Here is a 22,923-nt window from a genome sequence, read left to right as displayed (position 1 = left end):
TAGCCCCTCTTTTATTAATTGATATCATTAGAATCAGTCCCTGTTTTAGGTTGATTATGATGACTTCGAGTATTCTTTAAACTGTTTTTCAACATTTCTGATTGTTCTGCAAACTCTAATCTAGAGACATTGATGTAGTCTTCTAAATTATGTATGTTTTTGGCTAGCTTTCTGAGTGACGCTCTATCGCTTTTGATAAAAAGCTCACTTTGCATATTTGCTTCTTCATGGCTAAAGCCTAGTTTTTCGAGCATTACTCCCCCTACATATACAGCAGAGAAGAACGTCTCTCTATATACTTCTGTAAGACCGTCCTGTAAGTATTCATACGCATTCTTACGGTTCTTCGCTCTTACAATAACTTCTACATTCGGGAAGTTCTTACGAAGTACAGCTACTAATTGTTGATTTAGTTCGGGAGGATCCATTGCTGCAATAACGTAATCGGCTTGATCCACACCAATAGACTTAAGTATATTAATAGAAGTAGCATCTCCATAATAAACATTAAAGCCTAGCTTGCGTAAATGATCTACACGTTCTGCGTCATTATCAAGGACTAGTGTAGGTACATCATTGGCTTGTAATAGTCGTCCGATCGTATTTCCAAAGTCTCCGAATCCTGCAATTACAATTTTCTTTTCAGCAGTAATATGTGATAGATCGTCGTATTCTTGTTTTTCTGTAGTAGAAGGGCTTAATCCTAAGTAAGGAGCAATCCATTTCTCATTAAGAAGTAATAAGATAGGCGTCACTACCATAGACAAGGCTGTTGTAGCTAGTAAATAATCATACCACTGTTGGTTGATTAGATTAATTGTTTTTCCTAATGCCAAGATAACGAATGCAAATTCTCCAACTTGTGATAGTAAGATAGCAAATAGGAAGTTTTGATCTTTTGGGAACTTCTTCCACTTTCCAATAGCTAGTAAAACAATAGTTTTAATTGCCATAGTACCTACTAGTAAGCTAGCGATGATAAGTGGTTCATTAATTATGATCTGGAAGTTGATAGTAGAACCTACTGCAATAAAGAAGATACCTAAGAGGAGGGCTTTAAAGGGTTCTATATCACTTTCTAGCTGATGCTTATATGGGTTATTCGCTAGTACTACCCCTGCGATAAACGCTCCTAGAGCAGGTGATAAACCTACCATCTGCATTAATAGTGATACTCCAATCACTAGTAATAAAGCAGAAGCAGTATAGATTTCTCTAATCTGTAAACGACCTACTGATTTAAATAAAGGGTTTACAATGTAATTACCTACTAAGAAGATAATAGAGATAGCTCCAAGGATAGCTAGTGTTTTCATAAAAACAGGTGCTCCATCTAACCAACTATTCGCTTCAGTAGAAATAGGTGTCTTAGTCGAAACGGCTAGTAGTGGAATAATAGCCATCATCGGGATAACCATAATATCTTGGAAGAGAAGTACGGCAAAACTTGATTTACCTGCATTGGATTGGTTTAATCCCCGCTCAGATATGGTCTGTAAGATAATCGCGGTAGATGACATGGTGATTACAAATCCCATAGTCAAAGAGGTTCCGATACTTAAACCAACACCCCAATGGGCAATGGCTGCGACGATAGCCGTAGTTCCTACTGCCTGGGCGGTACCAAGTCCAATAATCTCATTTTTAATTTTCCAAAACTCTTTAGGGTCTAGTTCTAACCCCACAAGGAACAGCATCATCACAACACCGAATTCGGTAGCATGCATGATGTCAGCACTGTCATTTCCAACAAACTTTAGTACAAAAGGGCCAATTAAAACACCTGCAAAAAGATATCCTAATACAGACCCCATTCCTAATTTCTTAGAAATTAGAACACATACAACAGCTGCAAATAGAAAGACAAATGCTTGTGCCAAAAAATCATTCATTACGTATAGCTATTTTTTTAGTTAATCAATAATGATATAATTATCATTATATGTTTTCATAGTTCTTACAAAATTAAAAAAAGAGAATAGGATTATTAAGAATATATTTAAAAAAAAGAAGATTATTTTTGTACTAGACGTTTTTTAGGTCTGAATAGATAATTAGTTGATTAGATGAATCGTAAGATTATACATGTCGATATGGATGCTTTCTATGCTTCTGTAGAGCAATTAGACTTTCCTGAACTAAGAGGAAAGGCACTAGCTGTGGGTGGTAGTGAAGAAAGAGGTGTTATCGCGGCAGCTAGTTATGAAGCTAGGAAATATGGAGTGCGTAGTGCAATGAGTGCGATGATGGCAAAGAAAAATTGTCCTCATCTTATTTTTGTCAAACCTCGATTTGAAAGATATAAGGAAGTTTCTCGGATTATACGTTCTGTTTTTTATGAATACACTGATCTTGTAGAGCCTTTAGCATTAGATGAAGCTTTCTTAGACGTAACAGAGAATAAGATAGGATGTCTTAGTGCTACACTTATAGCTCATGAGATTAGGATGAAGATATTAGAACGAACAGGCTTAACAGCTTCGGCAGGTATTTCTATTAATAAGTTCTTGGCGAAAATAGCAAGTGATTATAATAAACCTAATGGACAGAAAACAATAGAACCTGATGAGGTGATTAGTTTCTTAGAAGAATTAGAGATAAAGAAGTTCTTTGGGATTGGGAAAAAGACTGCGGATAGGATGTATCATTTGGGGATTTTTACAGGTAAAGATTTAAAGGCAAAGTCAGTAGAGTTCTTAACAGAGCATTTCGGAAAGGCAGGACAAATATATTATGATATTGTAAGAGGACTTAGTAATTCTCCTGTAAGGCCTAATCGAACTATAAAATCAGTAGGAACAGAACGGACGTTCGATGAGAATCTTTCTTCTGAAGTTTTTATTGAGACAAAGCTTGATATATTAGTAGAAGAGCTCAGTTTGCGTTTAAAGAAACAAAGTCTAGGAGGTAAAACGATTACGTTGAAGATTAAGTACTCTGATTTTGTACAACAAACACGTAGTACTACCGTTCCTTATTTTGTATCAGATAAAGAGATTATTCTTGATTTAGCGAAGGTGTTATTATATCAAGAAAAACTAAAGGATTCAGTCCGATTAATAGGTGTGTCTCTTTCTAATCTTAACACAGATGAAAAGAAGAAGCCTATAGCAGTACAATTAAGTTTTGATTTTTAATTTTGTATATATCTGAGAGGTACTTTAGTATTTTGAAGATCGTAATTTTAATGTGTTTAAAAGAATGATAAAACCAGCATATTTAAAGAAAGGTGATAAAGTAGCTATTGTGTGTACTGCGAGAAAGTTTAGTCATGAAGAAGCGAAACAAGCAATCGCTCTGTTAGAATCATGGGGACTCGAAGTAGTATTAGGAGATACTATAGGTTTAGATAATTATCAACTAGGAGGAACAGATCAACAAAGGGCAAATGACCTTACAAAACAACTAAAAGATCCTAGTATAAAAGCGATATGGTGTGCTAGAGGTGGATATGGTACAGTGCGTATTATTGATGATATTGACTTTAGTGGTTTTGTTGATAATCCGAAGTGGGTAATAGGTTTTAGTGATGTTACTGTATTACATAGTCATATTCATAATCTAGGAGTAGAGACTATTCATGGACTTATGGCTTTTAGTGTAGAGAAGTCTTTAGTAGAGTCTAGAGATTCGTTATATAAAGCTTTATTTGGACAAGAACTTATTTATGAGATAGAAAGTGATAGTAGTAATAGATTGGGTATTGCAGAAGGGCAGATAGTAGGAGGAAACTTATCTATATTATATAGTCTTTTAGGCTCTAAGTCTTCAGTTGATACAAAAGGGAAAGTATTATTCATAGAAGATCTAGATGAATATTTATATCATATTGATCGTATGATGCATAATCTAAAGCGAAATGGTATGCTTGAAGGACTTGCTGGTTTAGTTGTTGGAGGGATGACAGATATGCATGATAACGCAATACCTTTTGGTTATGATGCAAAACAAATTATACTATCTATAACAGCAGAGTATGACTATCCTATTGTTTTTGACTTTCCTGCAGGACATGGAGTTAGCAATTTAGCATTAAACTTAGGAAGTCAGATTCATTTAGAAGTTAATTCAGAGAAGACTCAATTAAAGTTTATATAATATGGCTAAAAATCATGAGGTAGGTAAAGAGGGAGAGACTGCTGCTGTCGATTTTTTGATTAAACGAGGGTATGAGATTCTCGCTAGAAATTATTTTGCTGAGAAAACAGAATTAGATATTGTAGCCCTAAAGGATAATATTCTTGTTTTTGTTGAGGTCAAGACGAGAAGCTCTTTTGATTTTGGTACCCCTCAAGATTTTGTAAATAATCGGAAGATAAAATTATTGATTAAAGCCGCTAATCTGTTTATTACCGAATTTGAAAGAGAAGAAGAAGTTCGTTTTGATATTATCGGTATCCATAAGAAAGGAGACGTCTTTGATATAGAACATATAGAGGATGCTTTCTATTTTTTTTAAATACTATTAATGATAATTTCCTAAAAAATTCCCTGTTTTATAAGACCGAAATATAGGTTTTGTAAGGATTATACTCATTTGGTATAGAGTTATTTAAAAAAAGTCTTAATAAGGTTTGTTTCTTATTTAGAATCATTTTATTTTTGCACTTGTTAAATGAGTCTAAATAACATAATAAAGTATGAGATTAATCAATACTCTTTTGTTTACTATTGGTGGGGTAATAGTAAGTATAGCACAAACGTCGACAATTAAAGGACGTGTTGTGGATGAAACTAATAAACCAATTCCTTTTGCAACAGTTTTTGTAGGGGAAGGAAATGTGGCTACACAAGCTGGTGAGAATGGAGAGTTTAAACTTATTGATGTACCTAGAGGTAAAGCTTTAGTAAAAGTGTCTTCAGTTGGTTTTGTTGATGCTCAACGTGAATTAAATGTTGCAAAAACGGATGAAGTACTTAACTTCGTTCTATCTTCAGATAGTCAGTTAAATAATATTACTGTTTATGGTAGAAGTAATAAGGATGTAAAAAAACTACAATATTTAACTAGACTTCCATTAGGATTACAAGACCAAGTTCAGTCTATTAGTATTGTATCAGGACATATTATTAAAGAACAAGGGGCATTAACTATTACTGACGCTGCACGTAACGTAGCTGGTGTGGTACAGTTCTCTAACTATGGTGGGCCTGCTGAGAGTATGTCTATTCGTGGATTTAGAGGTACTCCTGTATTACGTAATGGTGTAGGTATGGACTCTGACTTTAGAACAGCATCAGCTATGGCTGATATGCAAGGAGTAGAAAGTGTTGAGGTAATAAAAGGATCAGCAGCTGTATTACAAGGAATTGGTAATGGTCTTGGAGCTGCGGGTGGTGTTATTAACTTAGTTACTAAAACACCTAATTTTCAAAATAAAAGAGAAGTTAGCTTTCGTACAGGAAGTTATGGACATGTGAGACCTGCTTTTGATCTTGAACAAGTATTAGATAAAAAAGAAACTGTATCATTCCGTTTGAACGCTGCTTATGAGAGAAATGATGGGTGGAGAACACATACTGGAAATGATCACTTTTATATTAACCCATCGTTAGCTTGGAAAATAGATGATAAAACCAAATTAACTGTTGAGATGGATTATTTATCTGGAGATTATACACCAGATAGAGGAACTGTAAATTTAGCACCTGATTATGTTGAAGCATTATATGAAATGCCTCACAATAAATTCTTAGGATTTAAAGGAGATAATCAGAGTATTAAAATGCAGAATTATGTTGCTCGTTTTGAAAGAAAACTTACAGATAAGTTGACATTCAGAACTTCATATACTGCTTCTATTTATAATGAAGATAGTCGTACTACAAGTGTTGGTACAGTGAAGAAAAAGAATGATATTACTGATTGGAATGACTTCCAGAATATTAGACGTACTGTGTCTAGAGGTGAGACAGGTGATTATAACTCAGTATTCCAAGCTGATTTAGTTGGAAAAGATATCTTTACAGGAGTTCTTAAACATACATTCCAAATAGGGTTTGACTATAGACAGACAAAAACGAATAGCGGAAGTGTAACAGGGCAAGTATGGGGGAAAGACAAAAATGGTAATCCTGCTTTAGTAAATTATACTAATGATATAAATGTTTTAGGACCGATTGACAATACATTCCCAGAGGACATTATCTTTGGTGATATTAATAAAACTAGAACGATGAGTCCAACTATTGGATTTATGGTACAAGATTATGTTGCAATTGGTGATAAATTAAGTGCAATGTTAGGAGTGCGTTATAGTAGATTAAATGGAAGTACTACTGAGAATGCTACTATTGATCGTTGGAACCCTATCTTTGGTTTAATTTATAAACCTGTTGAAAATGTTAGTGCTTTTGCTTCTTATACTACAACTTCAAGCTTAAGACAATCTAATAAACTTATTCATGGAGGAGGTACAGCAGGTGCTTCTGATACAAAACAATATGAGTTTGGATTTAAATCTAATTGGTTAAATGATCGTTTAGGATTTAACTTTAGTTACTTCTTTATTAACCAAGATAATTTATTAGCTCCTTATATTGATCCTATTACTAATGAACAATCGAAAACTGAAAGTATCTTAGTAGGTAGTTTAAAACGTAATGGTTTTGAAGTAGAAGTTAATGGAAAGATTACTAATAACTTAGAAGTAATGTTAGGGTACGCATATTTAGATGCTAGATATAAAGATAGTCCTAACTATGTAGATGGATCAGCTCCAATGAATGCACCTCATAATGTAGCTAATGGATGGGTTAATTACAAGTTCGATCAAGGAACATTAAATGGACTCTCATTAGGATTAGGAGTTTACTATGTAGGTAGTAGACCGGTTAATGAATTTACAATGACACCTGATGGACATGGTTCAAATGTAAATAAACGTCCATTTGATATGCCAAGTTATATCACAGCTAATGGACAGATATCTTATACATATAAGAATGCTACTTTAGGAGTTTATATGAATAATATATTTAATGAGTTAGGTTACACTTCATATTATAGAGGAGGATACATCAATGAGATTGCACCTAGAAATTTTGCAGCTCAATTAACTTATAGATTCTAATTATAACAGTTGAATTAGTAAACAAAAACACGACTTTACTCGCAGAGTAGAGTCGTGTTTTGTGATTATAGACCTTTTTATGAAGACAAAAAAGAAGAGCACCTTTCGAAAATTAATGAACGACTTACATTTATGGCTTGGTATAGCTAGTTCATTAATACTATTTGTGGTATGTCTAACAGGGACAATCTATACTTTTAAAAGTGAGATTCAGAAACTGTTAGCACCAGACATGTATAAGTTGACTGTTGTTAAGGATGAGGTATTACCTATTGATGAGATGAAGACTTATGTTGAATCCACTTTTCAAGGAACAGTACAACGTGTAAGTATAACCCATAAGAAGGATGCTCCTTATGTATTTTCTGTAAGTTTTGCAGAGAAAGAGAAGAAGAACGAAACGGTATATCTTAATCCATATACAAATGAAGTTGTAGGCAGTGGTAAAGGACCTGCAGACGAATTTTTTATGACTGTATTTAAGTTACACAGATGGTTATTATTAGAGAGTGAGATAGGGCGTCCTATAGTTGGAATAGCGACTATTATTTTTGTGTTTTTGTCTGTTTCGGGATTGATTCTTTGGTTGCCAAAGAAAATAAAAGGAAGGAAGAGCTTTAAACCTGGCTTTAAGATTAAGTTTAATGCAAATTGGAAACGTATTAATCACGACTTACATAATACACTTGGTTTTTATACTCTTATTATTGTGTTGATTATGTCTTTGACAGGATTGTGTTGGTCTTTCGAGTGGTATAGAGATGGGTTGAGTAAAGTGTTAGGGACAAAGGTATTCGGTGGGCGCAACGAGGTCAAACCTGAATCAGTTATTCAAGATGATAAAACGATTAGCCTAGCTCAAGCAATCGATATTGCAAATAAAGAACTTCCTTTTATGGCGAGAACTATTACGATATCTATTCCTAAAGATTCTGTAGGGAGCTATGAAATAAACAAGAATGACTTAGCACGTTTTAATGAGACTGTGACTGACAGAGTGTTTATAGATCAGTATTCAGGTGATATCATTAAACAAGATCTGTTTAATGATAAGAGTGTAGGAGAGAAGATAGCTAGTTCTATTCGTGCTCTACACTTTGGAGATATTTATGGAATGTTTTCTAAAGTTATTTACTTCATTGTCTGTTTGATAGCTACAAGTTTACCGATAACAGGTATTTTTATCTGGATAAATAAGATGAAGAAGGGTACTTCTAATAAAGTATAACATTTCTTTATAATTCAGATGTTTTTATGTTTAATAAAAAATGTAACTTTGCTTTATAACCTAATTTTAGATTTATATTATGTATCCAGAAGAAATAGTAAAACCGATGCGTCAAGAATTAGTTGATGCAGGATTTGAATCATTACATACAGGAGCTGATGTAGAAGCAGCTTTACAAAAAGAAGGGACTACATTAGTAGTTGTAAACTCAGTATGTGGATGTGCTGCACGTAATGCACGTCCAGCAGCAGTAATGAGTTTAGGAGGAGAGAAAAAACCTACTAATGTGATCACTGTATTCGCAGGAGTAGATAAAGAGGCAGTAGATGTTGCTCGTCAGCACATGTTCCCATTCCCTCCGTCATCTCCTTCTATGGCTTTGTTTAAAAATGGTGAATTAGTTCACATGTTAGAGAGACATCACATTGAAGGAAATACTGCTGATGCTATAGCAGAGAACTTAATGGATGCTTATAAAGAATTTTGTTAAGAATCAAGACCACCTTTTGGTGGTCTTTTTTTTGTCCTTTCTTCACTATTATAGTGTTAATTGATTCTGTCTAATTTGTTTATAAATAACTTTTAAGAGAATACTTTTAATACAAATTCCTATATATAATACCTTATATAAGAGTTAATTTGCGAGGTATGTTTATTGTTGTATATATGTTTAAGTGTATATTTGCGATAAACTAATCGATTAATGCAAAAAATAATATCATATCCTATATCTATACTATTTGTGATTATTATGCTAATAGTATTATGTGTATTTCACGCATTACAGTGGATTGCATTCAACCTGTTTGGATATAAAGCTCATAACGTTACTGTTAATGGACTTGTATGGTGGCTAATGGCTTGTACAGGTATCCTGGGTACAAGTTATAAGTTCCGTCAAGAAGAAGAACTTCCTACAGATCGTCCGATCATATTTGTTTCTAATCACCAGAGTATGTTTGATATTCCGATGATTATTTGGTTTTTTAGAAAGAATCACCCAAAGTTTGTTAGTAAGAAAGAACTAGGAAAAGGTTTCCCTAGTGTTTCATATAATCTTAACCATGGAGGTTCTGTATTAATAGACCGTAAGGATGCTAAGCAAGCATTAACAGCTATTAAAGGATTAGGACAATATATCACTAAGCATAACCGATCTGCAGTAATCTTCCCAGAAGGAACACGTAGTAGAGATGGTAAGCTGAAGAGATTCTCTGAGAATGGAGTTAAAATGCTTTGTAAGTTTGCACCTGATGCATTAGTTGTACCTTTGACTATTAATAATTCTTGGAAGATATTCCGTTTTGGAAACTTCCCTTATGGATTAGGAGCGAGAATAAGCTTATATGCTCATCAACCTTTTGCTGTGAAAGATTACTCTTTTGAGGAAATTATGCAGAGGTGTGAAGACAAGATTAAATCAAAAATAGAATAGAATAAATTTCTAAATATAAACTAGCCTTTTACTACTATCAAGCAAACTAAACCAAGAAGTAGTATAGAGGCATAAACATAACTGTATGTCTATAAAGAATGTTCGCCTAGAAGTAATGCAATTCTTAGAAAAGAATATTGATAGCTTCGTAGAGAGTTATCTGATCCCCGTAGAGAAAATATGGCAACCATCAGACCTATTACCAGATTCAGAAGGTGAAAACTTTTTGGAAGAAGTAAAGGAATTAAGAGAATACGCTAAAGAATTACCTTATGATTTTTGGGTTGTTTTAGTAGGTGATACAATCACTGAAGAGGCATTACCAACGTATGAATCATGGTTAATGGATGTAGAAGGAGTGAACCAAAAAGATGGTGAAGGTGGTAATGGATGGGCTAAATGGTTACGTCACTGGACTGGTGAAGAGAACCGTCACGGAGACCTTCTTAATAAGTACCTTTATTTATCTGGTAGAGTAGATATGAAAGAGATAGAGATTACTACTCATCACTTGATTAATGATGGTTTTGATCCAGGTACTGATAGAGACCCTTATAAGAACTTTGTATTTACGAGTTTCCAAGAGTTAGCGACTTATATTTCTCATAACCGTGTAGCTAAATTAGCGAAGCAGTATGGAGACCATAAGTTGTCTAAGATCTGTAGATTGATTGCAGGAGATGAGATGAGACATCACCATGCATATAGTGAGTTTGTTGACCGTATCTTTAAAGTAGATCCTAGCGAGATGTTATTAGCATTTGTGGATATGATGAAGAGAAAGATCACGATGCCAGCTAACTTAATCCGTGAATCAGGAGGTAAGATGGGAGATGCTTTTGAGCTATTCTCTGATTCTGCACAACGAATAGGTGTTTATACAGCGCATGATTATATTGATATTATGCAGAAATTAATTGACCGTTGGCAAGTAGCAGAGTTGAATAATCTTACTGATGACGCAGAGAAAGCAAGAGATTATTTAATGAAGTTACCAGCGCGTATGGCTAGAGTTGCTGACCGTATGACTATCGGTAAAGAAGAACACATATTTAAGTGGGTTAAGCCAGCCCTTATTAAATAATAAAACAATACAACACAATAGATATGGACAAGCGTATAGATCAAGTCATCCTTTATGTAAAGAAAGAGTTACAGCAAGCTGAGAGCGGTCACGACTGGTTCCACATTGAACGAGTTTATAAGAATGCTTTAAACATCGTAGAAGGAGAGGGAGAAGTGAATCTAGAAATAGTGAAGCTAATAGCTCTACTACACGATATAGCAGATAGTAAATTTCACAATGGAGATGAAACAGTAGGCCCAACGAAAGCTAGAGTATTACTAGAAAACTTAGGGTATGATGAAGATACTATTGAACATGTTGTAAAAGGAATTGAAAATATATCTTTTAAAGGAGGTAACTTTAATCAAGCTTTTCGTTCTAAAGAATTAGACATTGTACAAGACGCAGATCGATTAGATGCTATCGGTGCTATCGGTATCGCTAGAACATTTAATTACGGAGGGTATAAGAATAATTTGATTCATGACCCTAGTATTGATCCTAAGATTGGAATGTCTAAAGAAGAGTATAAGAAGAACGTAGGAACTACGATTAATCACTTCTATGAGAAACTACTTCGTTTAAAGGATTTAATGAATACCGAAACAGGAAAACAATTAGCAGAAGGAAGACATCGCTTTATGGAGTCTTTTCTTAGCCAGTTCTACGATGAGTGGGAGGGTAATGCTTAATACGTTTTATAAGAATAAGAAGAAGCCATTCGTAAGAATGGCTTTTTTTATGCCTTCTAAAGTGGTTATTTCTGATAGAAATCAAATAATAAAGCGTTTTTCTACACAATAGGTATTGTAAATTTATTTTTTTGTTAACTTTAGTTAAAATTATTAAACACGACTGAATATGCGTTTAGACTATGAGCATGAAAATCGACCACTAAAATCAAAGAGAAATTACCTTATTATTCTTTTTAATGTTATTACATTATTACTTCTTATCAACTATTTGCCTTATGAGCCACAAGTAAATAAAGGATTAGCTCTTTTAGTCTTTGTAGCTGTGTTATGGTTGACAGAAGCAATACATGTGACCACCACAGCCGTATTTGTACCTGTGCTTGCCATAGGACTCGGATTGACGGACACTAAGCCCGCTTTAGCCTCTTTTGCAGATCCTACTATATTTCTATTTTTAGGAGGTTTCGTATTAGCAGGAGCGCTGCATGTACAGAAACTAGATATGATTATAGCCAATAAGATTATGTACCTCGCTAAAGGAAGGTTGTCTTATGCTGTGTTTTATCTCTTTTTAGCTACAGCTGTATTATCGATGTGGATTAGCAATACTGCTACAGTAGCGATGATGTTGCCTCTAGTAATAGGAGTATTAGGTCAGTTAGATAAAGAGCAGTATAGAAGTACCTATGTATTTGTACTCTTAGGTATAGCATATAGCGCTAGTATTGGAGGGATGGGAACAGTAGTAGGTAGCCCACCTAATGCTATCGTAGCTTCTCAGTTAAATATTTCTTTTGCAGAATGGATGAAGATGGGAATTCCTATGGTCTTGATATTATTACCATTGATGATAGGGGTGATTTACTTTGTGTTCAAGCCTAAACTAGACTTTGAATTTAAAGCTGATACAGAGAGAATTCCAATGACTTCTGATAGATGGTTAACATTGGCTATATTTATTACTACAGCACTATGTTGGATCTTTAGTGATCAGTTAAATCCGTTAGTAGCTTCCTTAGTAGGCTTCGAAAGTAAGTTTAGTAATTTTGATACCTTTATTGCCTTAGCTGCCTTTATGTTGATCTGTGTGAGTCAGGTTTCTAAATGGAAAGAATTACAGCACAATGTAGATTGGGGAGTTCTTCTTTTATTTGGAGGAGGTTTGACTTTGAGTATGGTACTTAGAGATTCTGGTGCAAGTGAAGTTTTAGCAGACTTATTAGTATCAGTGATTAAGGATAGTAGTTATTTCACTATTGGGCTAGTAGTATCATTCTTTATTGTATTCTTGACAGAGTTTACTTCTAATACAGCTAGTGCTGCCTTGTTAGTTCCTTTGTTTATTACGATATCAGACCAGTTAGGCTTACCGCCATTAGGATTGTCTATGATTATAGGTCTAGGAGCTTCGTGTGCCTTTATGTTGCCTGTTGCTACCCCACCTAATGCCATTGTATTTGGTACAGGTGATATTCGTCAGAAGGATATGATGAAAGCCGGTTTTGTATTGAATATTATCTGTGCGGTATTAATTGCTATTATCGCGTATTTCTTTTGGTTACAATAACTAAATACAAGTTATATTATATAAAGTAAAAGGGCTGTTATCTTTTGATAACAGCCCTTTTATTATTTAGTCTCTCGTGATGAGATATGCCTTATTCTGTATTCTAGTATGGTTTTTCGTCTCTTCCTTCGTAGAAGTTAATAAAAGCTCTATTTACCACTCTATTTCCTCCTTTAGTAGGATACTCACCAGTGAAGTACCAGTCTCCTAAATTCTTAGGACAAGCGATATGCAAGTTCTCTACAGACTGGAATACGATCTTAACTTCAGACTTTATATTCACATCTTTTACCATTACAGCGATTTTATTAGATATCTCTTCATCTGTAAATGGCGCATAGATATCTTTCACATAGTTAATGACTTCACTATCTTGTAAATGCTCCTGTGCTTTAGACTTTTTATACACTTCATCCACGATATGATATAAGTTGCGCTCTTTTAATAACTCTATAGCCGCTTGGAAAGCGATTAATCCCTCTAGCTTAGCCATATCGATACCATAGCAGTCAGGGTATCTCACCTGTGGAGCAGCAGATACCACTACGATACGCTTAGGGTTAAGTCTATCTAGCATACGGATAATACTCTTTTTAAGTGTAGTACCACGTACGATACTATCATCGATGATCACTAAGTTATCAGTAGGTTTAATCACACCATAAGTCACATCGTATACGTGAGCTACTAAGTCATCACGACTACTGTCATCTGTGATGAATGTTCTCAGTTTAGCATCTTTTACAGCGATCTTCTCTGTTCTTAGTTTTACAGATAAGATCTCTTGTAACTTCGCTTCAGATAAGTCTTCTTTATTCTTTAGAATATCACTTATTTTACGTTGATTAAGGAAGTCTTGTGCTCCTTCTACCATCCCGAAGAATGATGTCTCAGAAGTATTCGGGATATAAGAGAACACAGAGTTATCCGTATCATCTCCTATCGCTTTTAATACCTCAGGGAAGATTAGCTTACCTAAATCTTTTCGCTCTTGGTATATATCTGCATCATTTCCTCTAGAGAAATATACTCTCTCAAAAGAACATGCTTTAAGAGGAAGTGGCTCTAAGATTTGTTCAAATTTTACTGAAGCATCTTTGCGGATAATAATAGCCTTACCAGGATCTAATTCTTTAATCTCTTCAAAAGGAACATTGAATGCAGTCTGTATCACAGGTCTTTCACTAGCTACTACCACGATCTCATCATTCTCGAAGTAGAATGCAGGACGTATACCAGCAGGATCACGTAATACGAATGTATCACCATGTCCGATCATACCAGCCATCGCAAAACCTCCATCCCAGTTCTTAGAAGCACGGCGTAAGATACGCGCTACATCTAGACGTTCTCCGATTAGTGGAGACGCTTTCTTTTTAGTATATCCTTCTTGTTTTATTTTATAGTATAAGTCATTTACTTCATCATCTAAGAAGTGTCCTATCTTCTCCATTACTGTAATGGTATCAGACATTTCTTTAGGATGCTGACCTAGTTCTACTAAGTCTTGGAATAAATCACGTACGTTAGTCAGGTTGAAGTTACCCGCTACGATTAGGTTTCTGTGCATCCAGTTATTCTGGCGCAAGAATGGGTGAACACTCTCGATATTGTTCTTTCCGAATGTTCCATATCTTACGTGACCTAAGAAAACTTCTCCTAGATAAGGAATATGTTTTTTCTGAAGATCTACGTTGTTTTGGTATTCAGGGTGTGCTTCCATCTCTTCATTGATACGCTCATTGATCTGCATGAAGATATCCTGAATAGGTTGTGCTTTGTTTGAACGAACACGACTAATGTATCGCTCCCCAGGTTCCATATCAAGTTTAATACTTGCTAGTCCAGCTCCATCTTGTCCTCGGTTGTGCTGTTTTTCTAGTAATAGATACATCTTTTGTATCGGGTAGAAAGCACTTCCATACTTCTCTTTGTAGTAGGATAACGGTTTTTTTAGTCTTAGAACCGCTATACCGCATTCGTGTTTTAAAGCGTCGCTCATGTTAGTTGTGTGTTGTTGTTGTTGAATAAAAAAAGCCCCATAACGAGGCTTATAATTTTACATTATTGTTTTAATTCGATATCGAATTGAGTTAACATTTTAAATTGTTGTAGTCTTCCCACCACTTCTTTGTCGTTTAATTTTTCCATCCTTGATGTTCCAAATTCTTCTACACAGAATGATGCAAGATTAGAGCCATATATAATAGCGTTCTTCATATTTCTGAACGAAACATTGCTGCTCTGTGTCAAATAACCTGTAAAACCACCTGCAAAAGTATCTCCAGCTCCTGTCGGATCGAACACTTCTTTTAACGGTAATGCAGGTGCGAAAAATACGTCTTTATCTTCAAATAATAAAGCACCATGTTCACCTTTTTTAATAACAACGTATTTTGGTCCCATAGTATGAATAACTTCAGCAGCCTTCACTAGAGAATACTCTCCAGATAGCTGACGTGCTTCTTCATCATTGATAGTGATAACATCGATTCTTTTTAGCACTTCCTTTAATTCATCTAGCGCACAATTCATCCAAAAATTCATGGTGTCTAGAACGATAAGTTTAGGCTTAGCGGTTAATTGATCTAATACTTTGATCTGAATGTTTGGGTGTAGATTACCTAGCATTACTACATCAGATTCTTTAAAATCTTCTGGTACGATAGGATTAAAATCAGCCAATACATTAAGTTGTGTATCTAAAGTATCTCTAGAGTTTAGATCATTATGGTATCTACCACTCCAGAAGAAGGTTTTTCCTTCTTTTACTACTTCTATTCCAGTAGTATCGATGTTTCTACTATTTAAAAGATCCAAGTGTTCTTGTGGGAAATCATTTCCAACCACAGACACTATAGCAGATTTAATATTAAAGTGTGAGGCAGACAATCCGATGTATGTCGCTGCACCACCTAATATCTTGTCTGTTTTTCCGAATGGAGTTTCTATTTCATCAAAGGCCACCGTCCCCACTATCAGTAATTTATTCATATTTTTTGCAAAGAAATAAGCTACAAATATATGGCAATACTCTTTTTACTACCAAATTTAAAAGCTATAATTAACTATTTTGCTAACACTGAGTGTTTTAGTATAGATTGTTGTTTTTAATGCAATTATCTAGTACTTAGTCAGTATTATTCTATAAAAAGATGATGTCGTCATCTTTATCACATGCTGTTATTTAACACAGAATTAAATAATTATAAAGTCTTTTCTCTGAAGCTTCTCTGGCTTCTTTTTTAGAAACTACCCGATGCATAATACAGCATACACAGGAGTCTATACACTAGCTTAAAGATAGTGAAATAATCATAAAGATAGCTATGTAGAAGCTTCTAAAAAGCGCCTTCTTCAAGAGTGCCACAACACCTCTTCAATATTCCTTCAAGAAAAGCTTTGTCAGCTAGAGTAATCTTGGAGAAATGTTGAAGAAGTGTTGAAGGAAATGCTTCTATTGCTTATAAATACTAAGGTTAGAGTGTGTTAAGGTTTATTGAGTGATTTGAGTTGGGTTGAATTAATTTATTGATAATTAGTGATTTGTGTTTGTTTTCTCAATAAATTAGGTATAAAAAAGAGTACTGTTTTTTCTGCTAAAAGAGGGTAAATATCCCCTAATCTCATCAAAAAATAGAAATAAGGTGTTGTAGTTAGCCTTTTATAGGTCTAGAAAGTGTTTTTTAAGGGGATAGAATAGAAAAAAGGGAAATGTTTTTTAGATTTACGATAACGAACTAACTAATAATCTTATTAATTATGAAAAAGAGCTTAATGCTTTTAATGGTGTGTGCTATGGGAACTCTCGCTAGTGCTCAGTTGCGTATTCCTTTTAGACTGACTAAGTACAATAATCTAATACTGAAGACAGTCGTGAATCAGAAGGATAGCCTAGACCTGATGTTTCAGGTGGCGATGGACGATGGCGCTATCTCGCCTGTGCGTATGAATAAGGTAGAACATATCCTATTCGATAAAGAAGATTATAGCGCTTCTAATACAGTAGAGATTAGTGGGTATGTGTGGGATGGTATTTCTTTTGTAGATAATCAGTATAGTGGATTAGAGTCAGATGGTAAGATCGGTATGGCGTTGTTTAAAGATAGTGTATTAGAGATAAATTATGATAAGGAAGAATTAGTCTCTTATACGAGTATGCCTAGTGTAGAAGGGTACCAGTCTGTTTCTGTTCATTATCGAAACGGTGCGATGTTTATCGATATGCTGAGTGAGATAGCTGGGCAGGAGTATGTACATCCTTTTTATCTTCAGTCTGGTTATTCGGGAGGGATACTATACGATGACAAGTTTGTGGAGGAGAATAGATTAAAAGACAAATTAGTTACTATAGATCATAAAGAATTAAAGAACTCAGCAGGCAAAAGTGTGATCACGAATACTGCTGAGGTGAGTAAAGTGAGTTTGGGTAGTGCTGAACTACAGCAGGTGAGAGTGGCGTACTTCTCAGGAGAATTAAAGAATCAACCTTTTAGTCTGTTTGGAGCAGATATGATGAAACGTTTTAATTGGATTATTAATGCTGATAGAACTAGGGCTTGGATAAAGCCGAGTAAGCATTATAAGGATGAATTTATAAAACTATAGAAGAGTTATGAGAGGGGTAAGTATAGTGTGGTTCATATTTTTTTTTCTTGTGCCTTCTTTAGTGTCAGCACAGGGATCACATATTATAAAAGAACCTATCGTATTATTAATGAATGCAGCAGCAGGAGAGAAAGAAGTAAGAGACGCTAAACAGCTTAGATTTATTGGTAATCCGATACGAGAGGATGGTCTGCTTAAGGAATTTCAAGTGAAAGTATATGAAAACAGTGGTGTATACTATGTGTTTAATTTCTCTGTTGTAGCGTCAGGCGTGGTATTAGATACGAAGGCAATGGGGCAGGAGATGTCGATTAGTGAGTTTTTTAAATTCGCTGAGTTAAAAGCTACTCAACATAATAAAGCTAATAAAAAAGTAGGTAGACCTTATTTCTCTTTGGCATCTGATTTGATATTTGAAAGTGTAATTCTTAAAGAAGCTAAAGAAGATGGTACATCAGTTTATTATACAACTGAGAATAAGAACAGAAGTGGAATACTTTGTTACAGAGAGGTTTAATAAAATGATTAAGAAGAGAGATAAATAGTATGAGGGAATTGACTTTAGAGAATGTGATATCTTTTTTGAATACTGATACGAGTCGACAAGAAAAGGTGATTACTGAGAACAGTGATATTGCTTATAATTTTGGATACGGTCTTGATATTGATGATTTACTTATTTCGCTAGAAGATGAGTTTGGGGTGAGTTTTGAATATTTTGAATTTGACCGTTATTTTTATCCCGAAGGCTTTGAATATAGTTTAAAGGGATGTGTGATGATGATGGTTAATGGGGTTTTGTTACCTTTTAATATTGTAACGGCTATTTTAAGATGGGTATTTAATGTTCCAGAGCAGTATAAGCCTGATCCTAATAAGGAACTGTGTACGCCTAGAATACTTTATGAGTATATGATTAAGAATAAAAAGAGGGGGTAGTCTGTTTTGCAATCATTAATATGTTTATTTTTGTTAAAAAAATATAATTAATGAAAAAAGAATACTTTATCTCTATTAATGGCGAAAGTCAGGGGCCATATCAGTTCTCTGAGTTAGGACAGTTTATAATCTCTCCAACTACGCTAATCTGGCATAGTGAATTGCATGATTGGACAGAAGCAAGATTTTTACGAGAGTTTGAGGTGTACCTTCAGAGACCGATGTATAGCACGCCAAATTATGGGTATAATCAAAATGTTAGTTTGGTTTATACTAGGGATAATCAATATGTGATTTTAACTACGCCTACAGAACGAATACACTATCGATACGCTGACTTTGGAGAGCGTTTTGTGGCAGGGTTATTAGATGGTTTGATTCTTTTGATACCGAGCCTCTTTTTTCCATTTATAGCTGGGTGGCTCTATTTTTCTTTAATGCAGAGTAACGATGGGCAAGCGACTATAGGGCAAAAGACGATGAAGATCATGTTGCTTGACTGTCAGGGACAGCGAGTGACTTTTGGTCAGGCTACAGGGCGATTTTTTGCTAGATTCCTATCTGGTTTTATATTCTGTATTGGATATTTTATGTTTTTCTGGTCAGATAAGAAGCAGACTTTACACGATAATCTGGCGGAGACTCTAGTAGTAACAGAGATTCGCAGAGAGAGGCTGTAAGCACAAAGGGTATAAATCAATAACTATAATGCTAAATTAAAAGGAATAAGATGAATGAGTTTTCTAATGATAATAAACAACTAATCCATAATGTGACGAATATTGTTGGGCTTTCTCCGAGTGTAGATACATTTCATAATCACGAACATGCTGTGCGTATAGATGTACTAAAGTGTCAATATCCTTTAAATAAAGATATTGATATTTACTGTACTGTTGGGGTGTCGGATAGTGAGAACCTTATAGAGATGAGGGATGGTAGTCTGGTGAATATACCTGTGGAGATACTAATGGAGGGGAATGTGAATTCTGATAAGTGGTATTCTATCATTTTGGCAGCAGGCTTTAGTATAAAAGTGGATAAAAATCCATGTCAACCCTATACTGTATTTAAAGATCTCATTAGAACTTATATAAAAGATACTCATTTACCTCACTTATTATTTGTTCACCCGTATTTATGGGAAGATAGGTTAGGTCAAATGGAATTAGAAGATAAGACAGTATATTTTTTACTAGCTGTACCAATATCAGATAATGAATTAGCATACTTCACAGAATATGGAGCTAGTGAGTTATGCGATAGGTTATTTAGTAGTGACTTAGATTTTTCGGATATAGAGAGACCTTCTCTTATGTAGTATAACGACAAAGAGCATCCCTTAAAAAGATGCTCTTTGTTGTTCTATTAATTTTCTTCAGACTCGTAATACTCGTCTATTAATAATTTAGTTCCTGTTGCTGCTTTTACTGCAAGGACGTCACATCGTTCGTTCATAGGGTGGTTGTTATGTCCTTTTACCCATTTAAACTGGACGTTGTGTTTGCGGTATACTTTTAAAAAGCGTTGCCATAAGTCGGGGTTCTTTTTGTCTTTAAAGGCTTTTTTCTCCCATCCGAATACCCATCTCTTTTCTACAGCGTCTACCACATATTTAGAGTCCGATACGACTAGGACATTAGTGCCTTCGTTCTTTAGCATTTCTAAGCCTACGATCACCGCTAGTAGTTCCATGCGGTTATTGGTAGTTTTGCGATATCCTTGGGATGCTTCTTTATAGACATTATGACCTGCCCACTCTAGTATCAGTCCGTATCCACCAGGACCAGGGTTACCTCTAGAGGAGCCATCGGTATATAGTATTACTTGTGGCAAATTCATTTATAATATTAAAATAGTAGTTTCTCGATTACTTGTGGGAAGTGTAGGTGTTCTAGTTTAAGTACAGCTGCGCCTACTTCTTCTGGTGTATAGGAAGGTTCTATCGGAGTAGAAGCTTGGAATATAACAGCTCCTTCATCGTAGTTTTCGTTTACATAGTGAATAGTGATTCCAGACTCTTTTTCTTTATTTTCTACGACTGCAGTGTGTACGTGATGACCATACATTCCCTTACCGCCATATTTCGGCAATAATGCTGGATGTATATTAATTACTTTATTCGGATATTTTTTAACAAGGTCATCGGGAAATTTCCATAAGAAACCTGCTAATACAATTAAATCAGGTTGAAATTGTTCTAATTTTTGAGATACAACACCATCATTTAGCATATTTCTGTCAAAAATCAGAACTGGAAGATTTCTTTTTTCAGCTTTTTCTATTACCTTAGCATTTTGGTTGTTAACCAATATAAGGTATTGATTAGAAATAGACTTGCTTTCAAAGTAGTTGATAATGTTTTCTACATTAGTCCCTGAACCAGAGGCGAATAGAGCTATATTTTTCATGTAGTTAGTTGTGTTATGAAGTTGAAAGTACAATAAATAAGTACAAAAAAAAGAATAATAACTGACAATAAATAGAAAAATAGCGATAAGTATTAATAATTTTTATAATTTCGCACCGACAATTAACATGGAAAATCAGGATTTAAAATAAAGTTTTTTATTTTTGCCTACGAAATTAAATTTAAAATTAAAGATTATGTCAGACATTGCATCAAGAGTAAAAGCGATTATCGTTGACAAATTAGGTGTTGACGAGAACGAAGTTGTAGCAGAAGCAAGCTTCACTAATGATTTAGGAGCTGATTCACTAGACACTGTTGAGCTTATCATGGAGTTCGAAAAAGAATTCGATATTCAAATTCCAGATGACCAAGCTGAAAACATTGCTACAGTTGGACAAGCTATCTCTTACATAGAAGAAGCTAAAAAGTAATAACTATATCCCGCGTGTTTATTCCATAAACATGCGGGTGTTATTATTTTTTTGAAAATGACTGATTTTTAGAAGAAACAAAAAAGGACAGATTGGCAACAATCTAACATATACAATCAAACAAACACCCCAATGTTTCCTTTTTTTACAAAAGTGAAGATTGGGATTTTTTTTTATAGTACAAACCATATAAGTTATTTTATGAAATTAAAGCGAGTTGTTGTAACCGGTTTAGGTGCCCTTACGCCAATTGGAAATAATATTCAAGAGTATTGGAACAACCTAATTAATGGAGTAAGCGGAGCTGCACCCATTACATATTTTGACGCTACCAATTTCAAAACTCAGTTTGCGTGCGAAGTAAAGAATTTTAACGTAGAGGATTTTATCGAGAGAAAAGAAGCACGTAAGATGGACCGTTATGCACAGTATGCTATGGTTAGTGCAGACGAGGCGATCAAAGATTCAGGATTAAATTTAGAGACTATTGATTTAGATAGAGCAGGAGTTATTTGGGGTTCAGGTATTGGAGGATTAGAAACATTCCAAAACGAGGTGACAAACTTTGTAGAAGGAAATGGAATACCAAAGTTCAATCCTTTCTTTATCCCTAAAATGATAGCGGATCTTGCTGGTGGACATATTTCTATGAAATACGGTCTGAGAGGACCTAACTTCACTACAGTGTCTGCATGTGCATCATCTACTAATGCTATTATCGATGCATTTAACTATATTCGTTTAGGTATGGCTGATATCTTCGTAACTGGAGGTTCTGAGGCTGCTGTAACGATAGCAGGTATCGGTGGATTTAATGCAATGCATGCACTATCTACTAGAAACGATGATCCTAAGACTGCGTCTAGACCAATGGACAAAGACAGAGAAGGATTCGTATTAGGAGAAGGAGCTGGAGCTATTATCTTAGAAGAATATGAACATGCTGTAGCACGTGGTGCTAGAATCTACTGTGAGATCGGTGGAGGAGGTATGTCAGCTGATGCTCACCACTTAACAGCGCCACATCCAGAAGGATTAGGAGCTACTAATGTGATGATCAACTGTCTTAAGGATGCTGGATTAGAGGCTAAAGACGTAGATGTGTTAAATATGCACGGTACTTCTACACCACTAGGAGATATCGCAGAATCTAAGGCTATTCTTAATGTATTCGGAGAGCATGCTTATGAGATGAACTTGAACTCGACTAAGTCGATGACAGGTCACTTATTAGGAGCTGCTGGTGTTATCGAGGCTATCTCTGTGATATTATCATTAGAGCACGGTATCGTTCCACCAACAATCAACCATTTTACAGATGATGAAGCGATAGATTCTAAGCTAAACTTCACGTTTAATAAAGCACAGAAGAGAGATGTTAAAGTTGGAATGAGTAATACATTCGGCTTTGGTGGACACAATGCTTGTGTGTTGGTTAAGAAATTAGAGAAGTAAAATCATCCTATAA

The 22,923-nt window shown here is 34.9% G+C and carries 22 protein-coding genes; 17 read left to right on the top strand and 5 right to left on the bottom strand.

The features are described from left to right. Positions 1–14 precede the first annotated feature (14 nt). The gene (locus tag MPR_RS17485) at positions 15–1,892 is read right to left on the bottom strand and encodes a monovalent cation:proton antiporter-2 (CPA2) family protein (RefSeq protein ID WP_041894847.1); all 1,878 of its coding nucleotides are present in this window, start codon (positions 1,890–1,892) and stop codon (positions 15–17) included. Positions 1,893–2,066: 174 nt separating this feature from the next. Here MPR_RS17485 and dinB point away from each other — a divergent pair, with 174 nt between their 5' ends. The 10 genes from dinB to MPR_RS17435 all read left to right on the top strand — a co-directional run bounded on the left by dinB (position 2,067) and on the right by MPR_RS17435 (position 13,064). Then, positions 2,067–3,137: a DNA polymerase IV gene (gene dinB, locus MPR_RS17480; protein WP_041894845.1), complete on the top strand. Its 1,071-nt coding sequence runs from the start codon at positions 2,067–2,069 to the stop codon at positions 3,135–3,137. Positions 3,138–3,201: 64 nt separating this feature from the next. Beyond that, on the top strand, positions 3,202–4,098 hold the full coding sequence (locus MPR_RS17475; RefSeq protein WP_041894841.1) for a S66 peptidase family protein: 897 nt from the start codon (positions 3,202–3,204) through the stop codon (positions 4,096–4,098). Between the two features lies 1 nt (position 4,099). Then, entirely contained in the window at positions 4,100–4,459 is a 360-nt protein-coding gene (locus MPR_RS17470; protein WP_041894838.1) for a YraN family protein, read from the top strand. Positions 4,460–4,640: 181 nt separating this feature from the next. Further along, on the top strand, positions 4,641–7,073 hold the full coding sequence (locus MPR_RS17465) for a TonB-dependent receptor (protein WP_041894835.1): 2,433 nt from the start codon (positions 4,641–4,643) through the stop codon (positions 7,071–7,073). Positions 7,074–7,152: 79 nt separating this feature from the next. After that, the gene (locus MPR_RS17460) at positions 7,153–8,301 is read left to right on the top strand and encodes a PepSY-associated TM helix domain-containing protein (protein ID WP_175469362.1); all 1,149 of its coding nucleotides are present in this window, start codon (positions 7,153–7,155) and stop codon (positions 8,299–8,301) included. 79 nt (positions 8,302–8,380) lie between these two features. Next, on the top strand, positions 8,381–8,791 hold the full coding sequence (locus tag MPR_RS17455; protein WP_006259897.1) for a BrxA/BrxB family bacilliredoxin: 411 nt from the start codon (positions 8,381–8,383) through the stop codon (positions 8,789–8,791). Between the two features lie 213 nt (positions 8,792–9,004). Continuing rightward, on the top strand, positions 9,005–9,736 hold the full coding sequence (locus MPR_RS17450; protein WP_041894832.1) for a lysophospholipid acyltransferase family protein: 732 nt from the start codon (positions 9,005–9,007) through the stop codon (positions 9,734–9,736). 85 nt (positions 9,737–9,821) lie between these two features. Further along, a complete protein-coding gene (locus MPR_RS17445) occupies positions 9,822–10,820 on the top strand; it encodes an acyl-ACP desaturase (protein WP_006259895.1) in 999 nt (332 codons plus the stop codon). Positions 10,821–10,843: 23 nt separating this feature from the next. After that, positions 10,844–11,494 carry an HD domain-containing protein gene (locus MPR_RS17440; RefSeq protein ID WP_041894829.1) on the top strand — a complete coding sequence of 217 codons (651 nt, stop codon included), beginning with the start codon at positions 10,844–10,846 and terminating at the stop codon, positions 11,492–11,494. Between the two features lie 169 nt (positions 11,495–11,663). Then, positions 11,664–13,064, top strand: a complete 1,401-nt coding sequence (locus MPR_RS17435; RefSeq protein WP_041894826.1) for an SLC13 family permease — start codon at positions 11,664–11,666, stop codon at positions 13,062–13,064. Between the two features lie 103 nt (positions 13,065–13,167). Here the strand turns inward: MPR_RS17435 and MPR_RS17430 are convergent, their stop codons facing one another. Together MPR_RS17430 and MPR_RS17425 are read right to left on the bottom strand one after the other, a co-directional pair. Next, on the bottom strand, positions 13,168–15,066 hold the full coding sequence (locus tag MPR_RS17430; RefSeq protein ID WP_041894823.1) for an amidophosphoribosyltransferase: 1,899 nt from the start codon (positions 15,064–15,066) through the stop codon (positions 13,168–13,170). Positions 15,067–15,128: 62 nt separating this feature from the next. Then, positions 15,129–16,058 (bottom strand): PfkB family carbohydrate kinase, encoded by a 930-nt coding sequence (locus MPR_RS17425; RefSeq protein WP_006264501.1) that lies wholly within the window; start codon positions 16,056–16,058, stop codon positions 15,129–15,131. A gap of 768 nt (positions 16,059–16,826) precedes the next feature. Here MPR_RS17425 and MPR_RS17420 point away from each other — a divergent pair. Genes MPR_RS17420 through MPR_RS18230 form a run of 5 tightly spaced genes read left to right on the top strand, consistent with a single transcriptional unit; the run spans position 16,827 to position 19,932 of the window. Beyond that, the gene (locus tag MPR_RS17420; RefSeq protein ID WP_041894819.1) at positions 16,827–17,672 is read left to right on the top strand and encodes a hypothetical protein; all 846 of its coding nucleotides are present in this window, start codon (positions 16,827–16,829) and stop codon (positions 17,670–17,672) included. A gap of 49 nt (positions 17,673–17,721) precedes the next feature. Next, positions 17,722–18,189 (top strand): hypothetical protein, encoded by a 468-nt coding sequence (locus MPR_RS17415; RefSeq protein WP_235280473.1) that lies wholly within the window; start codon positions 17,722–17,724, stop codon positions 18,187–18,189. A 29-nt stretch (positions 18,190–18,218) separates the two neighbouring features. Continuing rightward, entirely contained in the window at positions 18,219–18,611 is a 393-nt protein-coding gene (locus MPR_RS17410) for a DUF1493 family protein (protein ID WP_041894813.1), read from the top strand. 50 nt (positions 18,612–18,661) lie between these two features. Beyond that, a complete protein-coding gene (locus tag MPR_RS17405) occupies positions 18,662–19,291 on the top strand; it encodes an RDD family protein (RefSeq protein WP_041894811.1) in 630 nt (209 codons plus the stop codon). A gap of 50 nt (positions 19,292–19,341) precedes the next feature. Beyond that, entirely contained in the window at positions 19,342–19,932 is a 591-nt protein-coding gene (locus MPR_RS18230) for a suppressor of fused domain protein (protein ID WP_052472762.1), read from the top strand. 47 nt (positions 19,933–19,979) lie between these two features. Here MPR_RS18230 and rnhA read toward each other — a convergent pair whose 3' ends face one another. Together rnhA and purN are read right to left on the bottom strand one after the other, a co-directional pair. Beyond that, entirely contained in the window at positions 19,980–20,453 is a 474-nt protein-coding gene (rnhA, locus tag MPR_RS17395) for a ribonuclease HI (protein WP_006259886.1), read from the bottom strand. Between the two features lie 8 nt (positions 20,454–20,461). Continuing rightward, entirely contained in the window at positions 20,462–21,022 is a 561-nt protein-coding gene (purN, locus tag MPR_RS17390; RefSeq protein WP_041894808.1) for a phosphoribosylglycinamide formyltransferase, read from the bottom strand. A 196-nt stretch (positions 21,023–21,218) separates the two neighbouring features. Between purN and MPR_RS17385 the strand changes: the two genes are divergently transcribed. After that, positions 21,219–21,455, top strand: a complete 237-nt coding sequence (locus tag MPR_RS17385; protein ID WP_002988156.1) for an acyl carrier protein — start codon at positions 21,219–21,221, stop codon at positions 21,453–21,455. Between the two features lie 201 nt (positions 21,456–21,656). Beyond that, positions 21,657–22,910 (top strand): beta-ketoacyl-ACP synthase II, encoded by a 1,254-nt coding sequence (gene fabF / locus MPR_RS17380; protein ID WP_025125226.1) that lies wholly within the window; start codon positions 21,657–21,659, stop codon positions 22,908–22,910. Positions 22,911–22,923: the final 13 nt, after the last annotated feature.

The organism is Myroides profundi (genome assembly GCF_000833025.1).
Taxonomy (GTDB): domain Bacteria; phylum Bacteroidota; class Bacteroidia; order Flavobacteriales; family Flavobacteriaceae; genus Flavobacterium; species Flavobacterium profundi_A.
Note: the sequence above shows the minus strand (reverse complement) of the source record. Positions and strands in the feature narration are given on the sequence as shown.